Annotated in this window: 24 protein-coding genes; 4 read left to right on the forward strand and 20 right to left on the reverse strand. The window is 48.5% G+C overall.

Features of this window, described 5'->3' with window-relative positions:
- Positions 1 to 84: 84 nt before the first annotated feature.
- Positions 85 to 714: a LysE family translocator gene (locus HPY27_RS20465; protein WP_174225828.1), complete on the forward strand. Its 630-nt coding sequence runs from the start codon at positions 85 to 87 to the stop codon at positions 712 to 714.
- Between the two features lie 73 nt (positions 715 to 787).
- On the opposite strand, the gene HPY27_RS20470 is transcribed toward HPY27_RS20465, so the two are convergent.
- Both HPY27_RS20470 and HPY27_RS20475 read right to left on the reverse strand, forming a co-directional pair.
- Positions 788 to 1,354: a GNAT family N-acetyltransferase gene (locus HPY27_RS20470; RefSeq protein ID WP_017247605.1), complete on the reverse strand. Its 567-nt coding sequence runs from the start codon at positions 1,352 to 1,354 to the stop codon at positions 788 to 790.
- A 190-nt stretch (positions 1,355 to 1,544) separates the two neighbouring features.
- On the reverse strand, positions 1,545 to 2,609 hold the full coding sequence (locus HPY27_RS20475; RefSeq protein ID WP_017247604.1) for an HD-GYP domain-containing protein: 1,065 nt from the start codon (positions 2,607 to 2,609) through the stop codon (positions 1,545 to 1,547).
- 217 nt (positions 2,610 to 2,826) lie between these two features.
- Here HPY27_RS20475 and HPY27_RS20480 point away from each other — a divergent pair, with 217 nt between their 5' ends.
- Positions 2,827 to 3,318: a Mov34/MPN/PAD-1 family protein gene (locus tag HPY27_RS20480; protein ID WP_082192159.1), complete on the forward strand. Its 492-nt coding sequence runs from the start codon at positions 2,827 to 2,829 to the stop codon at positions 3,316 to 3,318.
- On the opposite strand, the gene HPY27_RS20485 is transcribed toward HPY27_RS20480, so the two are convergent.
- From HPY27_RS20485 to HPY27_RS20525, 9 genes are all read right to left on the reverse strand, one after another.
- A complete protein-coding gene (locus HPY27_RS20485) occupies positions 3,230 to 5,056 on the reverse strand; it encodes a peptidoglycan D,D-transpeptidase FtsI family protein (protein WP_174225829.1) in 1,827 nt (608 codons plus the stop codon). The two genes, HPY27_RS20480 and HPY27_RS20485, sit on opposite strands and share 89 nt — an antisense overlap.
- A gap of 106 nt (positions 5,057 to 5,162) precedes the next feature.
- The gene (udk, locus tag HPY27_RS20490; protein ID WP_017247602.1) at positions 5,163 to 5,807 is read right to left on the reverse strand and encodes a uridine kinase; all 645 of its coding nucleotides are present in this window, start codon (positions 5,805 to 5,807) and stop codon (positions 5,163 to 5,165) included.
- Between the two features lie 36 nt (positions 5,808 to 5,843).
- On the reverse strand, positions 5,844 to 6,494 hold the full coding sequence (locus HPY27_RS20495) for an O-methyltransferase (protein ID WP_017247601.1): 651 nt from the start codon (positions 6,492 to 6,494) through the stop codon (positions 5,844 to 5,846).
- Positions 6,495 to 6,600: 106 nt separating this feature from the next.
- Positions 6,601 to 7,701, reverse strand: a complete 1,101-nt coding sequence (gene mltG / locus HPY27_RS20500) for an endolytic transglycosylase MltG (protein ID WP_017247600.1) — start codon at positions 7,699 to 7,701, stop codon at positions 6,601 to 6,603.
- A gap of 147 nt (positions 7,702 to 7,848) precedes the next feature.
- A complete protein-coding gene (locus tag HPY27_RS20505) occupies positions 7,849 to 8,139 on the reverse strand; it encodes a DUF1292 domain-containing protein (RefSeq protein WP_007727932.1) in 291 nt (96 codons plus the stop codon).
- 5 nt (positions 8,140 to 8,144) lie between these two features.
- Positions 8,145 to 8,561, reverse strand: coding sequence for a Holliday junction resolvase RuvX (gene ruvX / locus HPY27_RS20510; protein ID WP_012685619.1), 417 nt, complete (start codon positions 8,559 to 8,561; stop codon positions 8,145 to 8,147).
- A gap of 9 nt (positions 8,562 to 8,570) precedes the next feature.
- Positions 8,571 to 8,831 carry an IreB family regulatory phosphoprotein gene (locus HPY27_RS20515; protein WP_007727936.1) on the reverse strand — a complete coding sequence of 87 codons (261 nt, stop codon included), beginning with the start codon at positions 8,829 to 8,831 and terminating at the stop codon, positions 8,571 to 8,573.
- A 110-nt stretch (positions 8,832 to 8,941) separates the two neighbouring features.
- Positions 8,942 to 11,590, reverse strand: coding sequence for an alanine--tRNA ligase (gene alaS, locus HPY27_RS20520; RefSeq protein WP_173622470.1), 2,649 nt, complete (start codon positions 11,588 to 11,590; stop codon positions 8,942 to 8,944).
- A gap of 313 nt (positions 11,591 to 11,903) precedes the next feature.
- Positions 11,904 to 12,968 carry an AI-2E family transporter gene (locus tag HPY27_RS20525; RefSeq protein WP_174225830.1) on the reverse strand — a complete coding sequence of 355 codons (1,065 nt, stop codon included), beginning with the start codon at positions 12,966 to 12,968 and terminating at the stop codon, positions 11,904 to 11,906.
- Positions 12,969 to 13,347: 379 nt separating this feature from the next.
- Here HPY27_RS20525 and HPY27_RS20530 point away from each other — a divergent pair, with 379 nt between their 5' ends.
- Positions 13,348 to 14,034 carry a TerC family protein gene (locus HPY27_RS20530; RefSeq protein WP_017247595.1) on the forward strand — a complete coding sequence of 229 codons (687 nt, stop codon included), beginning with the start codon at positions 13,348 to 13,350 and terminating at the stop codon, positions 14,032 to 14,034.
- Between the two features lie 119 nt (positions 14,035 to 14,153).
- Here HPY27_RS20530 and HPY27_RS20535 read toward each other — a convergent pair whose 3' ends face one another.
- From HPY27_RS20535 to cymR, 7 genes are all read right to left on the reverse strand, one after another.
- The gene (locus HPY27_RS20535) at positions 14,154 to 14,348 is read right to left on the reverse strand and encodes a hypothetical protein (protein ID WP_371814350.1); all 195 of its coding nucleotides are present in this window, start codon (positions 14,346 to 14,348) and stop codon (positions 14,154 to 14,156) included.
- A gap of 27 nt (positions 14,349 to 14,375) precedes the next feature.
- On the reverse strand, positions 14,376 to 14,582 hold the full coding sequence (locus tag HPY27_RS20540) for a hypothetical protein (protein WP_007717618.1): 207 nt from the start codon (positions 14,580 to 14,582) through the stop codon (positions 14,376 to 14,378).
- 34 nt (positions 14,583 to 14,616) lie between these two features.
- Entirely contained in the window at positions 14,617 to 15,096 is a 480-nt protein-coding gene (locus HPY27_RS20545) for a PRC-barrel domain-containing protein (RefSeq protein ID WP_017247593.1), read from the reverse strand.
- A 74-nt stretch (positions 15,097 to 15,170) separates the two neighbouring features.
- Positions 15,171 to 17,432, reverse strand: coding sequence for an SF1B family DNA helicase RecD2 (recD2, locus tag HPY27_RS20550; protein WP_069850476.1), 2,262 nt, complete (start codon positions 17,430 to 17,432; stop codon positions 15,171 to 15,173).
- Between the two features lie 80 nt (positions 17,433 to 17,512).
- The gene (locus HPY27_RS20555) at positions 17,513 to 19,177 is read right to left on the reverse strand and encodes a methyl-accepting chemotaxis protein (RefSeq protein ID WP_174225832.1); all 1,665 of its coding nucleotides are present in this window, start codon (positions 19,175 to 19,177) and stop codon (positions 17,513 to 17,515) included.
- Between the two features lie 168 nt (positions 19,178 to 19,345).
- On the reverse strand, positions 19,346 to 20,491 hold the full coding sequence (locus HPY27_RS20560; RefSeq protein ID WP_174225833.1) for a cysteine desulfurase family protein: 1,146 nt from the start codon (positions 20,489 to 20,491) through the stop codon (positions 19,346 to 19,348).
- Between the two features lie 27 nt (positions 20,492 to 20,518).
- A complete protein-coding gene (cymR, locus tag HPY27_RS20565) occupies positions 20,519 to 20,938 on the reverse strand; it encodes a cysteine metabolism transcriptional regulator CymR (protein WP_017247589.1) in 420 nt (139 codons plus the stop codon).
- 97 nt (positions 20,939 to 21,035) lie between these two features.
- Between cymR and HPY27_RS20570 the strand changes: the two genes are divergently transcribed.
- A complete protein-coding gene (locus tag HPY27_RS20570; protein ID WP_016739245.1) occupies positions 21,036 to 21,209 on the forward strand; it encodes a hypothetical protein in 174 nt (57 codons plus the stop codon).
- Positions 21,210 to 21,225: 16 nt separating this feature from the next.
- Here HPY27_RS20570 and HPY27_RS20575 read toward each other — a convergent pair whose 3' ends face one another.
- Positions 21,226 to 22,584: an AAA family ATPase gene (locus HPY27_RS20575; RefSeq protein WP_173622467.1), complete on the reverse strand. Its 1,359-nt coding sequence runs from the start codon at positions 22,582 to 22,584 to the stop codon at positions 21,226 to 21,228.
- Positions 22,585 to 22,590: 6 nt separating this feature from the next.
- Entirely contained in the window at positions 22,591 to 23,346 is a 756-nt protein-coding gene (locus HPY27_RS20580) for a tRNA threonylcarbamoyladenosine dehydratase (RefSeq protein ID WP_017247587.1), read from the reverse strand.
- Positions 23,347 to 23,400: the final 54 nt, after the last annotated feature.

The raw sequence follows: 23,400 nt of genomic DNA on the forward strand, positions 1-23,400 counted from the left end.
ATGTGTTGCCTGTCTTGGCAGTTTAATGGAATAGTTGCAGCGATCTTGGTAACTTTGATGAACCACGGAGAGGAGTAATGAAAATTGGTGAGTTTTGGTACTCTTATTACCTTTGTATTTGTTTCGCTTGGTATGGTCTGTTCTCCTGGTCCTAACATGATTTACCTCATTTCTCGTACGATTTCGCAAGGTCGCACAGCCGGAGTCATCTCGCTTCTTGGTGTTATACTTGGATTCGTAATTTACATGATCGCAACCATGTTCGGTCTCTCGGCTCTTTTCATAACGGTTCCGTTCGTTTACGAATCAGTCAAGTGGGCCGGGGCTGTCTACCTGCTCTGGCTCGCTTGGAATGCGGTCAAACCAGGTGCTTCCTCCATTCTCAAGCCTGATACTCTTCCTATTGAACCGCCGAAAAAGTTATTTTTGATGGGATTGATCACAAATCTACTGAACCCCAAAATTGCTATCTTGTATGTTTCACTCTTACCGCAGTTTGTAGATCCTGCGCGGGGATCGATGCTCCTGCAAAGTGCTACGTTAGGTCTAACACAAATAGCTGTCAGCTTTACCATTAACCTGCTTATTGTTCTTGTAGCGAGCAGAGTTGCTCTGTGGTTTGGTACACGCCCAATATGGCTACGGGTGCAGCGCTGGCTAATGGCAAGCGTCTTGACAGGTCTTGCTGCGAGTCTTGCTTTTGATCGCAGATAGATCGTTCAATAAAAAACAGCGACCAGTCTAAGACTTTATTTTCAGGTCTTAGGTGGCCGCTGTTGTATTCTTCTTACGCCTTTTCCGCTATGTCCTTCACCATATGGCTCAATTTATGCCCGCTTACGATCACTGTCCCATCCTCACGATAGCCGAGCGATTCATACAGCTTGCGCGCACGTGGTTTTTCCTCGTCTACGAGCAAAGCGATTCGGTCATGCCCGCGCTGAATCGCTTCTTTTTCAAAGGCATCCAGCAGAAGAGATCCGATCCCCTTCCCTCTGCATGAGGAATCAACCGCGACAGAATCCAAATAGAATTCGTCATCCTTTGCTTCTTTTACAAGCGTAATCGTCTCGCCAGTCAAACGTTGGACATGCTCAACGAATGGGCGATCGAGTGCCTCTGTTTGGCTTCCATGATAAAAGAGCGCAAGTCCTACCGGTACATCTCCATCCATGGCAATCACCGCGTTTTCGTAGCTGAGTCGGTTATTTTCCTTCGCAAAAAACTCCTCCATCATGCGAATCGCATCCGCTTCCTCCGTTGCACCTGTCAACGTATGGGCGATATCTCCAATGGCATCATAAATTAATGGCGCAGCAAAAGCTGCATCTGTGGGTTCCGCTTTGCGTATCATGTGTTTCCTCCTTGCGTTTCGAGCATTCGCACGACACGGCTCTTTTCTTTTCTTGGTCTATCATGCACACTTTCATTGTGTCACAATCTGCCAATCTGATCGAGCTTTCCCGATGATCGTTCACAGATCAGCAACAATGAAACCGCTCTCATTTCCCAAGAGCGGTTTCACCTTCTTTGCATCGACTTTCCTATCCTATCATTTTTTCAATCGTCAGTTTACGATCATGCCGCAAATCGAGGAATTCACCCATTCTTCTTACCAACGGACGCATTGGCTCATCCTGATGGATAAGAATCACTTCGACTTCTTCCCCGCTACTCAACCTCGCCTTCGCGCCTACGTACAGCAAGGCAATGTAGCGGACAAACTGTGCAACAATCTCAACGTTCAACGTCCCGTTACAGGCTTCCTTCCACAGGAGCTGTGCCGCCTCGAATGGGGACGTCCTCCCTTTGTACACCCGATCAGAACAGATCGCATCAAACATGTCGGCAACGGCGAGCACCTGACATTCGATCGGAATGCTATCGCCTTTTCTTTGCTCCGGATAGCCAGACCCATCGAGTCGCTCGTGATGCAGCAAGGCACACAATGCCAACAGCTCAGACCCACCCTTCATCTCACGGATCATTTCATAGCCGTAAATGGTATGCTTCTTCATGATCGCAAATTCTTCTTCACTTAGCTTGCCTGGCTTAAGTAATATTTCTTTTGGTACTCTCATTTTTCCAATGTCATGCAAAAATCCGGCTGTCCCCATGAATGATATTCGCTCTTCATCCCATTTCATCAAGCGAGCAATGAGCGAACAGAGAATGCCTACATTTAATGAATGTCGGTATGTATAGCTATCTGCCCCTTCCAGTACGTACAAGTTCCGGAACAAACCCAAATGCTTCGTCGATTTTTCTGATACATCAAAAAAGATGTTGCTAAAATGATCGAGACTCGGTGTCCCGCCAACTGTCAGTTCATCGAAGAGTAGTCTCGTTTTGTCGAGGGCTTGTACATAAGCAGCAACGGTCTCAGAATCTGCCTCTAGTTGGAATAGTTGAGAAGTTACTTCCTCACCGGTTCCCTCCGTAAGACTCTGTATAATGTCAACCTCGCGGACTCGTTGCTTTTGCAATAGGATCACATGGGCCGGCGTGATCGTCGTGTTTTGTCCCAGCAGCAAAATTCCTTGTTCGGTGTACAAATCAGCCGCTAAAACTTGTCCAATCAGTGAGAGATCAACAGGTGCCAAAGGCATACAATCAACCTTTCCAGTCTCCGTCTTTTTAGAGGTTGTTCAAAAAGGCGACTTTTTGAACTCACACTTTTACTCAAATTATAGAAAGGAAGAGGGTGAGTTACAATCTTTTTTTCGACCATTCATAACTTTGCTGGACAACGGTACATTTCACTATTCGCATACATATGATATCAAGCAAATGTCAGTGGTTTTATCAAGGAGGGACGAACGTCTCATGACGACGCTGTACATCACACCAAAAGCGTGGAAACAGATTGAGCAGGCCGTACGAAAAAAACCCTCGCTGGAAACAGGAGGGGTGATGATGGGATACCCACTTGGTGAGGATAGATGGGTCGTTACGTATGCAAGTGAACCAGGCCCAAATGCGATTCACCAGCCACATTCTATTTTTTTCGATGACACACATCTCAATAAGCTCGTCCGCAAATTAAGCACACATCGACAATGGAAATACATTGGTGATTGGCATAGCCATACGGTAAAACGCCTATCTCCCAGCAAAGGTGATAAGCGAACCATTTGGGCAAAAGCGTCGCAATCCATGTACATGTCCTCCTCTCCCCTCATGCTGATCGTCGGGCTAGGTAAAAACAATCAAATTAACGCAAGAGGATTCATCCTCGGAAATACTCTTCGCGAGGTTGGGAAGATTGAGCTGTATGATCGGCAAGCCCAGCGACAGCTCGGTGAAAAAGCTCCATAGCCTGGTTTTTTCCCCAGCTCGGCTGATTTTCTGCCACGACACAAATGGCGTAACGCGGATCTTCTAGCGGAGCGTACCCGAGAAACCACAGATGGTTGTTTCCATTCGCATCCCCGATTTGCGCAGTCCCGCTTTTACCTGCCACCTGCCAAGCGGCATTCATGAGCATCTGTCCTGTTCCCTCTGTGACGACTTTACGCATCATTTTTCGCAATTTATTGGCTGTGACGTAGTCAATTCCGTCCAAAGAGAGCTCCTGCTCGGGGAATGTGTGGAACGACTGACCATTTCGGTATGCGATCTCTTTTACCAGCCGTACCTGAGAGCTTTGACCGCCACGCAAAATCGTTACCATCATGTTGGCTGCTTGCAAGGGGGTAATACGTACATCCCGCTGACCAATGGCGCTTTGAATCAGGACGCCTTCATCGTCGCGGGATATACCCTCTGCAAAGACTCTCCCCGGCTCTTCGCCATCCAACTGCTTAAAGTTTTTGAGTTTATACAGATGAGGGGTAACATGCCCTACTTGAGTGGTCAAGCCTAGCTTTTTTGCATATTCCTCTAACTTTTCTCCACCCACCAGCTTGGCGATATGGGCAATCGCAATATTGCAGGATTGGGCATACGCTTCTTCCAGCGTCACACTGCCGTGACCTTCTTTTTTCCAGCAGGAGAAATGGTACTTCCCGTACTCCCCCGTGCATGTGAAACGGTCAATTGGTGAAACCATTCCTTCCGCCAAAGCGGCTGCCGCTACCACTGTTTTATAGACAGAACCAGGCGGGAGTTGTTTGAATGCGCGATTCTTCCAGTCGCTGATGTTTCCTGCAACATTCGTTTGATCATAGGTAGGGCGGCTCACAGCTGCAAGAACATCGGCTGTTTGTACGTCCAAAACGACGATACTTCCCTCTTTTAATCCTACTTGATCGGCTGCTGACTCCATACTTCTCTGGATTGCTGCATCCAAGGTAGTCGTTAATGAAAGCGGATAGTATTGATTCGACTGCTTCGTATAGCGAATATCCAGCCCTCGGAGCGGTTGTCCGTGCCCATCTACATAATAGGACAAGACAGACGGCTCTACTCCCTGTAAAAACCGGTCAAAGCTTCGCTCCAGACCCGATGCCCCCAGCGTGCTCTCGGCATTCATTTTGCCGCTTGTCCATTCATCTGGATACAGCTTCTGCACCATGTCGGGATTTTTATGAATAAAACCAATCAGATGCTTGGCTACTTCATCAGCGCGGTATCGTTCTGTCACCGCCAATGAGACAACTCCTGGGATGGCAAGTGCATTGATTTCCTCAGCCTGCCGCTCGGTGAGCATCACCAGCTTGCCTGACTCCTCTCGCATGAGCAGTGGTACTTTTGCCTTTTCCATGGTCTCCGACAGCCGTTCCTTGGATTCTCCGGTTATTTGAGCCAATCGCTGCAAGCCATCTGTTCCTTGCAGGCTCCCACGCGCCAATGGGAACAAAATCAAGGCGAGATGCTCTTCTCCGGTAAAGGAGTACCCACTTCGATCCACGATATCGCCACGCCCGCTATGCAGCACGATGCTTTGCTGTCTTTGCTTTACTGCTGCCTTTACCAAATCAACGCCATGCCGAGAAAACCGATGGGGCGATCCGAGTTGAATCCACCACAATCGCATGACCAAACCGAGCCATAACAACGACATGGACAATAATACAAGAAAGTGACGTCTTTTGATTCGTCGATCCAGCTGCATCGAATTCCCTCCCTGGCTTTTTTCACCAGTATTGCCGGAATGTACGCGACAGAAACAACGAACAAAGAAAAAAGCACACCGTATGTCACGGTGCACTTTTAGGTATTTAAGATTGATTGGCGAACTGTTGCTTCTCCAATAAAATATTGCTGATCTTCGTGGATAACAGATCCAATGCTACTCGGTTGTAGCCGCCCTCTGGCATGATGACATCTGCATATCGCTTGGTCGGCTCAATAAACTGCAAATGCATCGGTCGAACGACGGTTAGGTACTGTGTCACGACAGAATCGAGGGAACGACCGCGCTCTTCGATGTCACGTACGATTCGGCGTACAATACGCACGTCCGCATCGGTATCAACGAATACCTTAATATCCATCAAATCACGAATTCGCTCATCCTCCAGAATCAGCATTCCTTCCAGAATGATGACATCCTTCGGGTCGACCTGGATCTGCTCTGGCTTACGGTTATGCTCCTTGAAGTCGTAGATCGGTTTTTGGATCGCCTTTCCTTGCATCAGCTCTTGCAAATGCGTAAGCAACAAATCGTTGTCAAAAGCGAAGGGATGGTCGTAGTTAGTCAACGCCCGCTCTTCTGGGCTCAAATGGCTTTGATCCTTGTAGTAGGAGTCCTGCTCAATCATCGTTACACTATCATTTTGGAACTGGCGGTACAGCTCCTTTGCTACAGTCGTTTTTCCAGAACCACTGCCTCCCGCTACCCCAATCAATACGGGGTTACCCATGCTTCATGTCCCCTTCCTCATGATGCTTTACACCGTTTACGACCCTATGTTTTTACTCTTTTTCATACTGATGGCCAGCCCGTCTCCGACTGGAATAAATGTCGTTTCTAAATCAGGACGCTCCATCAGATGCGAATTATAAGAAAGCAGCTTGTCCACCATCGGACGCTGGCGCTTGCCCGCTTCTTCTGGGGTCGCCACCAGTCCTCGGAACAGGACATTGTCGCTGATTACCAAACCGCCTTCGCGGAGAAGCGGTAGATACAAATCGAGGAATACTCGATACTGACCTTTAGCCGCATCGATAAACAAGCAGTCAAATTGATATGACTCCGGCAACCCTAAAGTGGCGTCACGTGAGAGTATTTCCACACGATCTGCACATCCTGCTTCTTTTATATTTTCCCGTGCTCTCGCCAATCGATCTTCATCTATGTCCATCGTGACAATTCGCGCTTCCGGCGCAGCTTCTGCAAGCCAAATGGTGGAATAGCCAATTGCCGTACCCACTTCCAGAATCGCTTTGGGACGATGCAGCAATAACAACATCCGCATGACTTGAGCGGACGGGAGCTGCACAATCGGAATGTTTTCCTCTGCCGCCTCCTGCTCCAGTCGCTTGAGCAGCGGAGAACGCTCGGGTACCAGGCTTGACACGTAGTCGTCAATTGCCGGATTGGTAATCATGATTTCACTCCTCTTTCGTTACAACCGAATTATTATAGCACACCTTGAGAAAGCTTGGCTACGTCAAGCGCTGTTGATCGCATGCAAAAAAAAAGAGGAAACTTGGTTAGTTTCCCCTGCTTTTCTTATCATTTGCTTCATGCTCTTGCAGTGTTTTGGAAAAGTAATGCTCGGCCGTTCCGTCTTTTTTCGTCACGTAGAAAAAGTAATCGTGTTTAGCTGGATTGACGACGGCTGCAAGCGAAGCTCTGCCTGGGTTGGCAATCGGCCCCGGTGGCAATCCAGGATTTGTGTATGTGTTGTACGGACTTTTTACTTTTAGGTCCTCGAAGGTCAAACGGTCTCGTTGTTTGCCGAGAACAAACTGGACGGTAGCATCAGCCTGCAACGGCCACTTATCGCGAATCCGATTATAGTACACGCCTGCTACAAGTGGGCGCTCCTTGTCTACTGTTACTTCACGCTCAACGATCGATGCGAGATTAACCGCCTTATCCAGTGTTAAATCGTGCTGCTTCAACTGCTCTGTCCACTCTGGCTTCCATTCCTTTTGGAATTGAGCCAGCATACGCGAGACGACATCATGTGCTGTAGCATCTTTGTCCACCTCATACGTTTCCGGGAACAGATATCCTTCCAGACGGTGTTTTCGGTCTGCATGCTTCGGTATGGCTGCGACAAAAGGATAGTCGGGGAATGCACCTTCATTTACTTCTTTTAAGAATGCCGCCTTCTCTACAATGCCTTCTTTATCGAGATGATCTGCGATCTGTTCAACATTCCAGCCTTCTGGGATCGTAAATCGGTTCGCATTGATCACCGTGTTTCCTTCCACCATAGCAGTTAGTATCTCATCAATGGCTTGACCAGTCGTAAATTGGTATTCTCCCGCCTTAAGATCAGGGGCCACGCCTTTATACTTCACGTAGTAATTAAATACATCGGCATTTCGGATCAGACCTTGTTCTTCCAGAAGTCGACCAATTTTTTGTACGGATGACCCGGACGGAATCGCCACGTTTTTCACCGTCTGTTCACCTGCAACGGGTTGTAATTGCTGGTACACGTACCACGCTGCTCCCCCCGCAGCCAAAATGATCAACAACAACAAGGCAACCAGCCACATCACAATTCGTCCGCCGCGTCTGCGTCGATGCGCCAGAGGGCGGCCGGGGTTAAAATCAGGCTTCGCTGACATTGGTTTCAAGCTAGAAATCCTCCCTTTAGGGTCTCTTTATCTCCATCCCATCCATTATACAAGAGGCTTATCCAACTGTCACTTCATGGATGATTTTGGCGAAAAAAGTCATAAAAAAAGAGCCCGCCAGTTGCGGACCCTTTTCTCACGAATCTATTAAATTCCGTCTTTCTCCAAATCGGCAATCAACGTTTCGAAGGTAGCTTCTACTTGCTCCCACTCTTCATCATCTTCGATTGGCATAAGCATGTCTGTACCATCATAACGCAGGAAGTGAACCTCGTACTCTTCTTCCTCTTCCTGATCTACTGGTACGAGCACCAAATAGCTGCGGTCTTCAATGTCAAAAATGTACATGATACGAAAATCTCGCGGTTCCTCGGTACCTTCTTCCGTTAGCGCGATCACATCGCCCACTTCGAACTCTTCCATCATCTCTTCACTCATTGTGGTCACCTCGATTTCGCGTCCAAATATCCTTGGAGGATTAAAGTGGCCGCCATTTTATCTATCACTGTCTTTCGCTTTTGACGGCTGACATCAGCAGAGATCAGCATACGCTCTGCCGCCATGGTCGTCAAGCGTTCGTCCCACATGTGGACAGGAAGAGACGTGCGTTCCTCCAAAAGCTTGCCAAATGCTTGACACATTTCAGCACGCGGGCCTATGGTTCCGTTCATGTTTTTGGGCAGACCAACAACGAAAGCCCCAATTTGATACTGCGAAACTAATTCGCTCAGGCGAGCAAAGTCCTTTTCCTTGGATTGTCGCTTGATGGTCTCTACTCCTTGCGCAGTCCATCCCAGCTCATCGCTGACAGCCACTCCAATCGTCTTGTCGCCTACATCCAAACCCATCAATCGTGTCATCGTTAAGGTCTACTTGCGCTCTGACAAGTAAACGGTCACCAACTCTTCTATGATTTTGTCCCGTTCCAATTTGCCGATCAGGCTCCGCGCGTTGTTGTGGCGTGGGATAAACGCCGGGTCGCCAGAAAGCAAGTAACCGACGATCTGGGTGATCGGGTTGTATCCTTTTTCCTGCAGGGCTTTGTACACCTCTGTCAATGTTTCTTGCACATCCGCCGCATTCGCTTCCTTGGGCACCGTGAATTTCATGGTATTATCCAACGAACTCACAATCAACACCTCGATTTCCTTTGAGACTCTTTTAGTTTCATACTCTTTTTTGTATTCGACTCGGATTTCGTTTACTCCTGTCGATTATACAAATTTCTCGTGCAATCGCACTATTTCCCTACTGCTTGACTCTTCACGAAGTCAACCACTGCATCCAGGGCTTCTTGCAGCTTGGATGGGTCCTTACCGCCGGCTTGTGCCATATCAGGACGTCCACCACCGCCGCCACCGCAACGAGTTGCGACTTCCTTGATGATCTTGCCAGCGTGAATGCCTTGATCCATGAGATCTTTGGTTACACCTGCAACGAGGTTCACCTTGTCGCCATCGACTGCACCCAACACAATGACAGCGGAGCCGAGTTTGTTTTTCAGCTCATCTACCATGCCGCGCAGGTTGTCCATATCGACAGCGGAAACACGTGCAGCGAGTACATTCATGCCGTCTACTTGTTGGAGTTTATCCGTCAACGACGCTGCCTCGATGTTCCCCAGTTTTGCACGCAGGGACTCGTTTTCGCGCTGTACTTCTTTCAATTGTTGTTGCAGACCTTCTACACGTGCAGGTGCTTCTGCCAGTACTGGTGCTTTGAGTGCTTGCGCCACTTCTTTGAGTGTAGTGAACTGCTGGTTCAAGAACTGATAAGCGCCGCGTCCTGTTACTGCTTCGATCCGGCGTGTACCTGCGCCGATACCGCTCTCGCTAACCAGCTTGAACAGACCGATTTCTGCGGTATTGTTCACATGGCATCCACCGCACAGCTCCAAGCTGTATTCGCCCACTTTTACAACGCGTACAACGTCGCCGTATTTTTCACCGAACAACGCCATCGCGCCCATCGCTTTTGCCTCAGCCAATGATTTGTTGGAGATCTCGACACTCAGGTTTGCCCACACTTTTTCATTCACGATCGCTTCGATACGCTCCAGCTCTTCTGGAGTAATGGAGCTAATGTGCGTGAAGTCAAAACGGAGACGCTCTGGTGCTACCAAGGAACCTGCCTGATTGACATGCGTTCCCAAGACATCCTTGAGTGCTTGATGCAGCAAGTGAGTCGCTGTATGGTTTTGTGTGATAGCCAGACGTGCTTCACGGTTCACTTCCGCGCGAACCTCATCGCCTTTGCGCAGGGTACCTGCTTCGACGATGACGGAATGTACATTTTGACCCATTGGTCCTTTTTGTACATCTGTCACACGTGCTTTCACGATATCAGAAATCAGGAAACCTTCGTCATTGATCTGACCGCCGCTTTCTGCATAGAAAGGAGTTTGGCTCAGAACGAGTTGTACGGTTTGACCTTCTTCTGCTTCTTCTACCAGCTGGTTGTCCAAAATAATCGCTTCAACTTTACCTGTTGCTACCAATTCAGTATAACCAACAAATTGGCTCGTAACCGTCAAATCAGACAATGGACCACCTTGGATTTGCATGCTGTCTACATCTTGACGTGCTGCACGTGCACGCTCACGCTGTTCTTCCATCGCTTGATCAAAGCCATCGCGATCGACAGTCAGCCCTTGCTCGTCAGCAAAGTCTTCTGTTAAATCAACAGGGAATCCATACGTATCGTACATTTTGAACACATCTTGACCAGACAGTTGTGTCTTTCCGCTTTCTTTTGCTGCCTTCACCATGTCAGACAGGATCGCCAGACCGTCGTTCAGTGTCTCGTGGAAACGCTCTTCCTCGGCACGAATAACTTTTTCGATAAACACACGCTTTTGGACAACCTCTGGGTAGAATTCGCCCATCATCGTGCCTACTGTCTCAGTCAAGCTGTACAGGAATGGCTTCTCTACGCCCAGCTTTTTCCCCATACGTACGGCACGGCGAAGCAGACGGCGAATGACGTAGCCACGTCCTTCATTGGATGGAAGCGCCCCGTCACCGATCGCAAACACAACCGTACGTGCATGGTCAGCGATTACCTTCAAGGCTACATCCATCTCAGGGCTTGTTTTATATTTCACACCGGAGATTTCCGTGGTCTTTTCGATCAGCGGGAACAGCAAGTCTGTCTCAAAGTTGTTGTCTACGCCTTGGATGACAGACGCCATGCGCTCAAGACCCATCCCCGTATCAATGTTCTTCTTAGGCAGCGGCGTGTAGGTACCGTCTGGATTGTGGTTGAACTGGGAGAATACCAGGTTCCATACTTCCAGGTAACGCTCATTCTCCCCACCTGGGTACAGCTCAGGGTCGCTCGGGTCGTTTCCAAATGCTTCTCCACGGTCATAGAAAATCTCCGTGTTCGGTCCGCTCGGGCCTTCTCCGATATCCCAGAAGTTGCCCTCCAGTCGGATGATTCGCTCTTCTGGAACACCGATTTTCTTGCTCCACAGCTCAAATGCTTCTTCGTCCTCTGGGTGAATGGTAACGGAAAGCAATTCTGGATCAAAGCTCATCCATTTTGGGCTTGTTAAAAACTCCCATGCCCATTCAATCGCTTCTTCCTTGAAGTACTCACCAATAGAGAAGTTACCCAGCATTTCGAAAAAGGTATGGTGGCGAGCAGTACGTCCCACATTTTCAATATCGTTGGTACGAATAGACTTTTGTGAGTTCGTGATGCGCGGGTTATCCGGGATGATACGGCCGTCAAAATATTTCTTGAGAGTCGCTACACCGCTGTTGATCCACAGAAGGGAAGGATCGTCGATTGGAACCAATGGAGCGCTAGGCTCAATGCGATGTCCTTTTTCTACAAAAAAGTCGAGGAACATCTGGCGGATTTGATTGCCTGTCAGTTTCTTCATCTACATTCTCCTCATCTAAAAATAAAAAAAGCCCCCATCCCCTCAGGGACGAGAACTGATTTTCTCGCGGTACCACCCTGCTTACAGGCTCGCTACACGTATCTGAGCCAAGGCCTGTCGCTTAAGTGGCGTCTAACGGTGCCAAGCCGCCGGGTTTTGCCCGGTCTTAGGAGTAGCCTTCTGCTGCTCTTCTTTTGGTCGCCCTCTCAACCATGGAGCGCCCTCTCTGTAAAAGGTCTGCAACATACTCGTTCCCTCATTGATTTCACATAAATCACTTTGTCCATATTATAAATATTTTACCTGATCACTGTCAACTTTCATGCATCATGACAGCGATTCGGCTGACGATCACTTTGCAAACGGCAAGAATCGGGACAGCAACGATTAGCCCGATGATGCCCCCTACAGTCTCCCCTACTAGCAGGGCCAAGATAATGAGAAGCGGGTGCAAATGCAACGAACGACCAACGATGTTCGGGGACAAAATGTTCCCTTCCACGATTTGAATGATGAGATTGACAACGAGAACGAGTAGTAGTGTCTTGGTTGAAATCGTAATGGCGATCACAACTGCCGGGGCCGCCCCAATCAATGGTCCGATGTACGGAATGATGTTGGTGAGACATACGAATGCAGCCAGTACAAAAGGATACGGCATGCCGATCCACCAGTAGCCCAGATATGCAAAAACACCTACGATCAGGGCGACAATCATTTGTCCATGTATGTATTTGCCCAAGGATTCATTAATATCCCGAAGGACGATCAGTACTTGCTTCCGGTAAGCCTTTGGAACAATCGACATCCCCGTCTCATGCAATTGCTTCATATCCTTCAAAAAGTAAAAAGCGATAAATGGTACGATAGCAAAAGCAAACAGCTTTCCCATCGAATGACGAGCATTATCCACGATTTTCGATACGGAATGAGACATTCCCTCATTCGACTGGATGATCACCCGGTCCACACCCTTCGAGATGCTATCCGGCAAGAAATACTTTCGTGCCTCCCACTCACTCATCCATGTATAGTACCAATCCATCAGGCGGGGAATATCGTCTGACAGCTCCACCAATTGTTTCGTAAAAACAGGGATGGCGTTAATGATCGCAATGGTAATCACCAATACAAATGATCCATATATGAGCAGCACTGCCATTAAGCGCGGAACCCTTCTTTTTTCTAGCAATTGCACGACCGGATGGAGCAAGTAAGCGATGACGAGTCCCAATATGACGGGAACGAGCACTTCCTTCATGAGCGAAAACAACTGTGAAAGGACTGGTCGGAGCAGCCAAAGCAGATTGCCGATGACCAAAAGTGCGATGAGCCAAACAGTAGCAGCAAATAGACGACTTCGCCGAAGTTCATCCACGTTCCCCAACTCCTCTCTATTTGCATACATCTTTTTTAGCTTGTCTCATTCACATTAATTTCATGTAACCTATTGACACACAATTTCGTGTTCAGTAGTATGTAATTACAAGAGGATATCTCCAAAGGGGAGTAGCTTTTTCGCAACATAGTCGTCATTACGGGATTTTTCCCCGGCTATGTTGGCAACATTTTCGTAAATGTTGTAAGCAAGACCTTTGCCGACCAGGTAAAAGGTCTATTTTTGTATTTTAAACGACCTTTTCCTGTCCCGGGAAAGGTCGTTTTCTTTTTCGCCCCTTTACACACACTACAGGAGGTATCAAGAAAACGGCCAGCGGATTATTCGCTTCTAAAATGGATTAGGAGGAGGAGTAGAAATGGATTTATTGTTAAGCCCTGAGTTTTGGACTGCATTACTCTCTATCGTTATCATCGATCTGGTGCTGGCCGGGGACAATGCCCTCGTCATCGGGATGGCGGCTCGTAACCTGCCTGCTCATCAGCAAAAGCAAGCTATCATCTGGGGAACGGTTGGTGCAATTGTCATTCGTGCATTGGCGACACTCGCTGTCGTTTGGTTACTGAAAATTCCTGGTCTGCTGCTTGTAGGTGGTTTGATTCTCATTTGGATCGCCCTCAAGTTGCTGGTTCAAGATAATGGTCATGAGAATATGAAGGCAAGCGGAACACTTGGAGCAGCGATTTGGACGATTATCGTAGCCGACACGGTAATGGGCTTGGATAACGTTATCGCGGTTGCTGGTGCAGCACATGGTGATTTCCTTCTGGTAGTTATCGGTTTGATCATCAGTGTTCCGATCATGGTTTGGGGTAGCACATTGATCTTGAAGCTGATCGAGAAATATCCGATCGTTATTTATATCGGTTCTGCCGTATTGGCGTATACCGCTGCGAACATGGTAACGAGCGAGAAGTTCCTCACACCATTCTTTGCCGCTTACCCTTGGGTAAAATGGTTATTCATCGTAGCTGTTGTGGTTGGTGTCCTGTTGATCGGACGCATGAAAAGCCAACAGCAAAAACGTTTGGCAGAACAATCTTAATGCAAAGCAAGACTCCGTCGTTTTACGCGACGGAGCTTTTTCATGTATGGCGATGTAAAAAAAAGCACCCGAACACAGTGTATGTTCGGGTGTTTATTTACGTTCCAATTCACATTTTGTTAACGAGTCACGGCACGTATCAGCTTGCGACCTGATTTCCACATACGCGTTACATCACGCATGGAGAAGGGCAACTGATTCCAATTCAATGAAAACCGACTGCGACGTCGCGGAGCCATCCAATAGCCAATGATCGCCACAATTCCGCTTGTGGCCAGAACCCGCAACAGGCCTCGAATGAACAAGCGTGCCACCTCCATTGGTTTTGCCGCTCAAATCCACTACATATTCAAGTGAGCGGTTACTGTCTGATCCTCAATAAACAGATCGTTGAGCGAATGCAAAGATCCATCTTCCTCAACCTGGTAGACAGAAGCGATCTGCTCATTGGAAACGCTCATTTCTATAAAGCAGTTCCAGCAATAGTATTGATTGGTTCCAATCTTTCCTACGTCTTTGGAACTGCAATTCGGGCATATGACACGCATCACGCTTTTCCTCCCTTTCACGCCTGGCCACGAACTAGTCCGGCACGATCAGGTTTTCTTCCCCGACGATAACGGATGCTGGTGCAGGGAGGCGCTTTCGTCCTTCCGTAATATCTGCAAGCCAGCCATTCGATAGTTCGTACCCTACAAGTTTCTCCCAGTTGGCTGAAAAGTAAACGTCTTCCAGCCTCCCCAAACACTCTCCGGATGCGGTAATCACCGCTTTTCCTTTTAACTTCGTCTTTCCCGTCACAATGCCGACAGGCTCTAGTCCGGCGAGATGAGGTAAGGGCGTGATCGCGTCTTTTCCCGATACGGTAAGGCAGGACTCCCCAACCGCATGAATATGTTCGGTAGGAATATAGGTACCTGATTGGAACCAGCCCTGTTCGCTCAGCAAGACTCCTCGTACATGCCAAGTGGAGTCGCAAAGAATGTCGCGCACGGTTCCAATCGTTTCCCCTGTTTGAAGGCAAACAACTGGCAATCCGACTGCATCCATTGCCTTGCGCATGTGGGACATCCCCCTTCCGCCTTGTTAGTATCAGGCGAAAAGGACACGTCCATTCGGCGCAAATGGTTCCAACTTCACTCTTGCTTTAGCCGTTCCTCCAGGTAACTGTACCGTACTCCCTCCTCATCAGACTCTACAGCAGCGCGGAACGCATCCGGCTCTCCACACATGATGAGGAATGATTTGCTCCGGGTAATCCCGGTATAGACCAGCTTACGTCTGAGCATACGGTAGTAGCTTTTGACAAACGGCATGATCACAATCGGAAATTCGCTGCCTTGAGACTTATGAACCGAGCAGCAGTAGGCAAGCGTCAGCTGATGATAATCCGAACGCTTGTACACCACTTCCCTGTTATCAAAGGCAGCGACCAGCATCTCCTGGTTCTCCGCATTTTCATTCGGGAAAAAGATGGCGACGATCTCACCCATGTCACCGTTAAACACCTGTTCTTCAGCATTGTTCACCAATTGCAGAACCTTGTCTCCTGTACGGAAAGTCGTCTCACCGAAAGTAACTTCACGCTTTTGCGGCGTTTTCGGATTAAACAGCTCCTGCAATTCTTCATTCAACCGGTTCACACCGGCATTACCTTTATAGATAGGGGCTAATACCTGAACATCTTTTGCCGTATACCCTTTTTTTACGGCTCCGAAGCAAATTTGTTTCACTGCTTCCGGAACTTCTTGTGGCAAACTTGTGAAGAATCGCCGATCCGGGGTGGTGTGAAGCAAATCTGCCGGTACATTCCCCTTGCGTACATCATGGGCCAACCGAATAATGGTTGATTCTTCTGCTTGCCGATAAATTTCTGTCAGCTGTACCAAAGGTAGCAATCCAGATCGAATCATATCCAATAGGACGTTGCCTGGTCCTACGGAAGGTAACTGATCAGGGTCACCTACCATGATGATCTGCATGTCATCTGGAACCGCACGAAACAATTGATTGGCGAGCCAGATATCAACCATGGACATTTCATCCACAATTAATAGCCGGCCACGGATTGGGTGCTCCGCATCATGCTCGAAGCTCTCTCCTTTGTAACCGAGTAAGCGATGGATAGTCATTGCAGGTAAACCCGTAGTCTCTGTCATACGTTTTGCAGCACGCCCAGTAGGAGCTACAAGTATGATCGGGAACGGATTTTCTTCGTTGTATTTTTTCAAGTCCAGAGACAATCCATGAAGCTGAGAAAAGACACGACAAATCCCTCGAATGACTGTCGTTTTCCCCGTCCCAGGCCCCCCTGTGAGAAGCATCAGACCTGCTTTGATCGCCTGTTCAATGGCATCTCGCTGCGTCTGGGCATATGTAATCCCCAGCTCATCCTCGACCGCCCCTAACGCACGGTAAAATTCCGATGTCGGGAACGTACCGAATTCATCCCGCGCAGCGAAGTGACGCAGTCTTTTGGCAAGACCGAGTTCGGCAAAAAACAGTGAAGGCAAATACACCCGCTCATCTTCCCAGGCAATTTTACTGGACACAAACAGGGCTTCCACTGCCAGTCGAATATCGTCTCCAGAAAAAACGTGCCCGCCGCACTCTTCGAGAAGGCGCAGTGTTTTTTCACACAGCTCCTCCACAGGCAAATAAACATGTCCCTCTGAATACGAAGCCTCCTGCAACATAAAGAGAGCTGCCGCCTTCACACGTTCTTCTGAGGAAGCATCGATTCCAGTTGCTCGCGCAATGTCATCTGCCCGCTTAAAGCCGATTCCAACGACATCTTCAATCAACCGGTAAGGCTCTTCCTTCAGTACTGTCATCGTTTCCAGCTTATAGGTCTGATAAATACGCAGCGCCATGTTCACACCAATGCCGAAGTCGTACAAGAAAACCATGGCACTTTCCAAGGAACGATGCTCGACTACTGATTCATAGATCGTTTTCGCACGTTGTTCAGAAATGCCTGGTACCTCAGCCAACCGCTCCGGGAAGTCCGCGATAATCGACAGCGCATCTACCCCAAGCTGCTCGACAATTCGTTTGGCCATCTTTTTTCCGATCCCTTGAAACAAGCCACTGGCTAAGTATCGCTCAACCCCTGCCAATGTTTTCGGTGTTTCACGTTCATAGCGCTTTGCTACGTACTGCTGGCCAAAACGAGCGTGTGTCTTCCATTCCCCGTAAAAGGTGTACAGCTCATCTGGATGTGGCCGAGGAAAATTACCGACAATAATGACCTCCGATTCTTTAATCGATTCGGTAGTCTCTTCTATCTTTAGACGGATAACTCCGTACCAGGTTTCATCATTGTAAAAAATTTCTTGAGAAACAAATCCTCGAATGTAGGTTTCCGCAAACAGCGAGATTGACTGCTGCTCGTCCATCTAAACGCCTCCTGACATAAAAACCGTTCCAGAAAGGAAAAATCCACTTCTCTTGAAAGTGGATTTCTCATATGCTCGTCTTAAATTGTAAATCGTTTTACTTGTTCTGACAACTGCTCGGCCATTTTCGCAAGTGTTTCTGATGCTGCCGTCATTTCCTCGGATGTTGCAGACTGTTCTTCGGACGCTGCTGCCACTTCCTGTGTATCTCTGGCCGCTATTTCCGCAAGTCCAGCTATTTTTTCGGAGTGACTCACCAATTGGACTGTATCGCGATGAATCCCTTGGGCTGCATCGTTCATACGATGTACTTGCTGGCTGACGTCTTGAACGGCCACCAAGATTTGCTGGAAGCTGTCTCCTGCCTGAGCCACTCCTTCGCGTCCATCCTGTATAGCGACTGCAGTCGTTCCCATTGCCGTTACAGCAGCGAGAATATCTGTATGGATTGTATGAATCAAGCCTGCGATCTCTTCTGCAGCCTCACCCGATTGCTCAGCCAGCTTACGTACCTCCTGGGCAACAACCGCAAAGCCGCGTCCCTGTTCCCCCGCCCGTGCAGCTTCGATGGCGGCATTCAAAGCCAATAGATTCGTCTGGTTGGATATTTGACGAATGATCGTGATGATTCCCATGATTTGCTCGGATTGAGAGCCAAGCTCGCGGATAACCTGCTCCGTACTACGGGCATGATCCGTGATTTGATCCATTTCTTGTACGAGCTCTTGCAGCTTGCCTTCACCAATCTGTGCCAATTGATTCGCGTCTGTCGCATCAGCATTTACTTGAGAAGTCGAGGCTGCAATGAGTTGGATATCTCCACCGATGCGAGACAAAAAGCGTACTGTATCCGTCACTGTTTGTTTTTGTTGTTCGGAACCTGTAGCAATTTCCGAAGAAGCCATAGAAATCTGTTCGGAAGCACGTGCACTTTCTGTCGCACTCGCTGTTAATTCTTCCGAAGCTGCCGCTACCTGCTGGGCTACTCGCTGCACCTCGTTGACCATGCTGCGAAATACCCCCATCATCTCATTGTACATCGACGATAATTCCCCAAGCTCGTCCCGGGAACGGACAGTCACTTGCGTGGTCAAATCTCCTGTCTCTGCACGCTTCATTGCCAATACCAGCTCTTTTAGTGGTCGTACCAGCTTGTTGACAATAAAAATGCCTGTGACCAGCGCTAAGGTGGCACTTATCAGGTTGAGGAGAAACATCATTGAACGACTGCTCTCAATCGTCGTCAGCAAATCATTCTCGTAGCTGCCAATGGCTAGAATCCACCCGTTTGGCAGCTGCTTATACGCCGCCACTTTGGTAGAGCCGCCGAAGTCATATTCGATCCATCCGTTTTTTTGAGCGAGCATGACTTGCGTGAATTCTTCATTCGCCAAAGAGGTATTCTCGACTTTCGGGTCTGGATGAAAAATGGCAATTCCACTCGTATCCAAGATATAGGCGTAGCCAACCATACCATTTGGCTTGTAATATTTTTCGGCCACCTCGCGTGTTATTTCATTAATTTTCTGTCTGTTCCCCTCATTAATCGTTGCATCTTGAGCGTATACAGCCAGCTCACGTGCCTTCATTTCCGTTATATATTGCAAGTCAGATACAGCCAGCTTGTATAGCGCGCTGCGTGCATTTTCAAATTGGATATAGCCGACGACCATTAATGGAAGCATGGTTAGGATTAGTATCGTAAACACCAGTTTGTAGCGAATAGAGTAGCCTCTGGGCAACATGAAAGTCCTCTCCTTATCGGATGATCCGAATTGTATAGTTCTTCAGGATTAGTACCACAGCATCATTTTACCATCCTCTTCCACAATTCACCACAAACTCCAATAAGAAACCCGCTTTTACTCAAATGAAAAAACCGCTTGGCTTATCCAAACGGCTTTCATTCTACGTTATTCGCGTACCAAGCGCTTTACAATCCCAGCAATCACTGTAGCAGCTTGTCTCGCCTCTTCCACCGTATTCGTTATTCCAAAGCTGAAACGAATAGCTGAATGCAGAATCTTCTCGTCCACGTGCATCGCTTTCAGCACGTGTGACAGCTCTAATGATCCGGATGTACAAGCTGAGCCGCTCGCTGCTGCAATTTTGGCGATATCCAGATTCATCAGCATGGTTTCTGTATGTGCACCAGGAAATGACACATTGAAAATATGTGACAAAGCCTGCTCGCTATGTCCATTCAGGCAGAACGTAATTCCTGCTTCCTGCCAGACTGCGATCATCGCTGCTTTCATCTGCTCATACTTTTCAACCCGCTCCGTCATTTCCTCGCCAGCGACCTTTGTCGCTTCGGCAAACCCAACAATCCCGGCCAGGTTTTCCGTTCCCGCTCTGCGTTTGCGCTCTTGTGAACCGCCGTGCAAAATCGGGGAAAACGGGACCTTACGCGCTACATACAAAGCGCCGACTCCTTTTGGACCATTAATTTTATGAGCGGATACCGAGAGCATATCAACTGGGAGCTTCCGTGTATGGATAGGCAGTACACCAAAAGCCTGTACGGCATCCGTATGAAAAACAATCCCTTTTTCACGCAAGAAGGTACCGATTTCCTCGATTGGCTGGATCGTTCCTACTTCGTTGTTCCCGTACATAATGGACACCAGTACCGTATCCGGGCGAACCGCTTGTTTTAGGTCTTCCAAGCAGATCATGCCTGTCTGGTCAACAGGCAAGTACGTGACTTCAAATCCAGCCTGCTCCAAAAATTCACAAGCATGCAAGACTGCATGGTGCTCGATTTGCGAAGTAATGACGTGACGACCACGTTCGCGCTGTGCCATTGCTGCGCCGATGATTGCCATATTGTCCGCTTCTGTCCCGCCACTCGTAAAGATGAGCGATTGTGGATCAGCATCCATAAAGTCGGCAATCGTGTCTCTCGCATGCTCCAACGCTTTTCGCGCTTCGCGACCTGCACCATGGACACTGGATGGATTCCCGAATATTTGAGTCAAATAGGGAGTCATTGCAGCAACTACACGCGGATGTACCGGCGTAGTCGCTGCGTGGTCAAAATACATTAGATCTGACACTGCTGTCACCTTCTACCAACTTATATTCTAGATATAAAACATATAATTATCGGCAGGACCATCGTCTTCAAAGCTAATCAAGTCCTGAAGGGAAGTCGAATCCAGAACAGCAGAAATACTATCCCGAATACGCAGCCACAAAAAACGCTTAGCCGGGTCTTCTTCCTCTGCAAATTCCACAGGGCTGATCGGTCCTTCCAGCACGCGAATCACATCACCAGCAGAAATCTCATCCGGCTGCTTTGCCAGAACGTAACCGCCATATGCGCCACGAATACTTTTTACCAAACCCGCGTTACGCAGAGGTGCAATCAATTGCTCCAAGTAATGCTCGGACAAATCGTGTTTCTGGGCGATGCTCCGCAGTGAAGTCGGCCCTTCTCCGCAACGGTTGGCCAATTCCATCATGATCGTCAGCCCGTAACGTCCTTTCGTCGAAATCTTCACGTTAACAACTCTCCTCTTTGTATCGGTAATACGCGCCCGCCCCCTACATGTCTTCTGTATCGTGGGACACACTAACATCTTAGGGGGTGATATGCAGATGACAACAAACAAACGCTCGGAACGAGGTCCCAACCACCCGTCCGAAACCTTGTACGACCAACCCGCAGGCACGATTGCTCACAAAGCCCGTTACGGAGCGAGTGAGCAGAGCAAACAACCGAATGAAAACGGTGACTTGCCCAATAAACCAGGCGGAAACGTCCGCACGTAAATGTTAGCTCCCCCTATTATTCGGGGGAGTTTTTCCTTGGCAATCCACGTCCATCCATCTTCTGTCTTTCTTCCTGGAAACGGCGAATGTGACGCTCATAGCCGTGATCCTTTGGCTGGTAGAACGAGTAGTTTACACCGTCAGGCAGATACTGTTGAGGTACATACCCATATGGATAGTTATGCGGATACAGATATCCCTGACCGTGTCCCAGCTTCGCAGCTCCCTTATAAGCAGAATCTCGCAGATGAATCGGTACTTGCTTGTGACCATCCGTTCGGATACGATCCAACGCAGAATTAATTCCGTTGTATGCAGCATTGCTTTTGGGGGCAGTTGCCAGGTACGTCGTCGCTTGTGCTAAAGGGATACGCCCTTCAGGCATCCCCACCAATTCTACCGCCTGAAAGCAGGACATCGCAACTGTGATCGCTTGCGGGTCTGCATTGCCGATGTCCTCTGAAGCCGAAATGACCAAACGGCGAGAAATGAACCGCGGATCTTCTCCGGCATCGATCATTCTCGCCAACCAGTAAAGAGCTGCGTCCGGATCAGAACCACGAATGGATTTAATAAAAGCGGAGATCGTGTCGTAATGGTTGTCCCCACTCTTATCGTAGCGTACAGCCCTGCGTTGAATGGATTCTACTGCGACGTCCAGCGTCACTGTAATTCGTCCATCCGCTCCTGGTTGCGTCGTTGTCACTGCCAGTTCCAATGCGTTCAGCAAACGTCTGGCATCCCCTTCCGCGTATTGAACCAAATGCTCTGCCGCTTCCGGTTCTACGCTGACAAATAGCTCCGCCAATCCGTTTTCTTCATCAGTAAGCGCCCGATCCATGACCTGCTTCAATTCCTCATGAGAAAGCGATTGAAGGGAAAACACTTGTGAACGCGACAAAAGCGCCGGATTCACCTCGAAAAAAGGATTCTCCGTCGTAGCGCCGATCAAAATGATCGTGCCTTCCTCCACATAAGGAAGAAGGGCGTCCTGTTGCGACTTATTGAAGCGGTGAATCTCGTCTACGAACAACGTTGTCCGCTGACTGTCCATGACGAGCCGCTCCTTTGCCGCATCTACCACTTTGCGGATGTCAGCAACACCGGCCGTAACGGCATTTAACTCGGAGAAATGCGTACGTGTGGTCCGGGCAATGACTTTTGCGAGCGTTGTTTTCCCTGTACCAGGAGGTCCGTAAAAAATGACAGAGGACACTTGATCTGCTTCAATCGCGCGTCGGAGCAGCTTTCCAGGAGCCAAAATATGCGATTGCCCGATTACATCTTGAATCGTTTGCGGCCGCATCCGTGCAGCCAATGGCTTCTGTTTGCCGCCACCCTGTTGGTCGTAGGCAAACGTGAATAAATCATCCATGTTCCACTATCCTTTTACAGGCTGCCACTCCAAAATATCTCTTGCCACTACACTGGCCAAAATTAAACCAGCCACAGAAGGCACGAAAGCATTGCTTGCTGGAGGCATCCGCACTTTGCTAATCGGTGAATTCGGGTTGGAAACGATTTGTTCGCGTACATCTACACGTACAGTTACGGGAATCTCACGGGAATATACCACTTTTACCCCTTTGTAGATACCGCTTTTACGCAGCTCACGACGAATGACCTTTGCAATCGGATCATAACTCGTTTGGGAAATATCGGCAACCTCAAAACGGGTCGGGTCCATTTTGTTGGCTGCACCCATGCTAGAAATAATAGGGATATTGCGACGCTTCGCTTCTTTAATCACATGCAGCTTCGCGGACATGGTGTCCATGGCATCCACGATGTAATCCAGTTCATGCTCAAACAGCGCATCCGCTGTTTCTTCATTGTAGAACATATTGAGAGTTACGACCTCGCACTCAGGATTGATCGTCGCAATGCGCTCCTTCATAAGCTCAGCCTTTTTTTGACCGACTGTGTTCAGCGTCGCATGGATTTGGCGGTTGATGTTCGTGATATCTACTACATCCTTATCTACCAAAACGAGCTTGCCTACACCTGTACGCGCGAGTGCTTCTACTGTAAAGGAACCGACTCCGCCAATTCCTAATACAGCAACGCGGCTATTTTTCATTTTTTCCAAACCTTCGGGACCGAAGGCCAATTCACAACGAGAAAATTGATGAAGCATATTTCGTGTCACCTTTCATTCGCAAGCGAGATTATTAGGGTTGTTCAACACACA

Source organism: Brevibacillus sp. HB1.1 (assembly GCF_013332445.1).
Classification (GTDB): Bacteria; Bacillota; Bacilli; order Brevibacillales; family Brevibacillaceae; genus Brevibacillus; species Brevibacillus porteri.

Excerpts from the sequence above, each read along its gene's own strand:
- ruvX (WP_012685619.1), bottom strand. The coding sequence starts at position 8,561 with ATGACACGATTGATGGGTTTGGATGTAGGCGACAAGACGATTGGAGTG.
- HPY27_RS20570 (WP_016739245.1), top strand. The coding sequence starts at position 21,036 with ATGACAACAAACAAACGCTCGGAACGAGGTCCCAACCACCCGTCCGAA.
- recD2 (WP_069850476.1), bottom strand. The coding sequence starts at position 17,432 with ATGGACGAGCAGCAGTCAATCTCGCTGTTTGCGGAAACCTACATTCGA.
- udk (WP_017247602.1), bottom strand. The coding sequence starts at position 5,807 with ATGGGTAACCCCGTATTGATTGGGGTAGCGGGAGGCAGTGGTTCTGGA.
- HPY27_RS20530 (WP_017247595.1), top strand. The coding sequence starts at position 13,348 with ATGGATTTATTGTTAAGCCCTGAGTTTTGGACTGCATTACTCTCTATC.
- HPY27_RS20545 (WP_017247593.1), bottom strand. The coding sequence starts at position 15,096 with ATGCGCAAGGCAATGGATGCAGTCGGATTGCCAGTTGTTTGCCTTCAA.
- HPY27_RS20485 (WP_174225829.1), bottom strand. The coding sequence starts at position 5,056 with ATGCAGCTGGATCGACGAATCAAAAGACGTCACTTTCTTGTATTATTG.
- HPY27_RS20575 (WP_173622467.1), bottom strand. The coding sequence starts at position 22,584 with ATGGATGATTTATTCACGTTTGCCTACGACCAACAGGGTGGCGGCAAA.
- HPY27_RS20580 (WP_017247587.1), bottom strand. The coding sequence starts at position 23,346 with ATGCTTCATCAATTTTCTCGTTGTGAATTGGCCTTCGGTCCCGAAGGT.
- HPY27_RS20555 (WP_174225832.1), bottom strand. The coding sequence starts at position 19,177 with ATGTTGCCCAGAGGCTACTCTATTCGCTACAAACTGGTGTTTACGATA.
- HPY27_RS20470 (WP_017247605.1), bottom strand. The coding sequence starts at position 1,354 with ATGATACGCAAAGCGGAACCCACAGATGCAGCTTTTGCTGCGCCATTA.
- HPY27_RS20505 (WP_007727932.1), bottom strand. The coding sequence starts at position 8,139 with ATGAGTGAAGAGATGATGGAAGAGTTCGAAGTGGGCGATGTGATCGCG.
- HPY27_RS20480 (WP_082192159.1), top strand. The coding sequence starts at position 2,827 with ATGACGACGCTGTACATCACACCAAAAGCGTGGAAACAGATTGAGCAG.
- HPY27_RS20540 (WP_007717618.1), bottom strand. The coding sequence starts at position 14,582 with ATGCGTGTCATATGCCCGAATTGCAGTTCCAAAGACGTAGGAAAGATT.
- HPY27_RS20475 (WP_017247604.1), bottom strand. The coding sequence starts at position 2,609 with ATGCCTTTGGCACCTGTTGATCTCTCACTGATTGGACAAGTTTTAGCG.
- HPY27_RS20495 (WP_017247601.1), bottom strand. The coding sequence starts at position 6,494 with ATGATTACCAATCCGGCAATTGACGACTACGTGTCAAGCCTGGTACCC.
- alaS (WP_173622470.1), bottom strand. The coding sequence starts at position 11,590 with ATGAAGAAACTGACAGGCAATCAAATCCGCCAGATGTTCCTCGACTTT.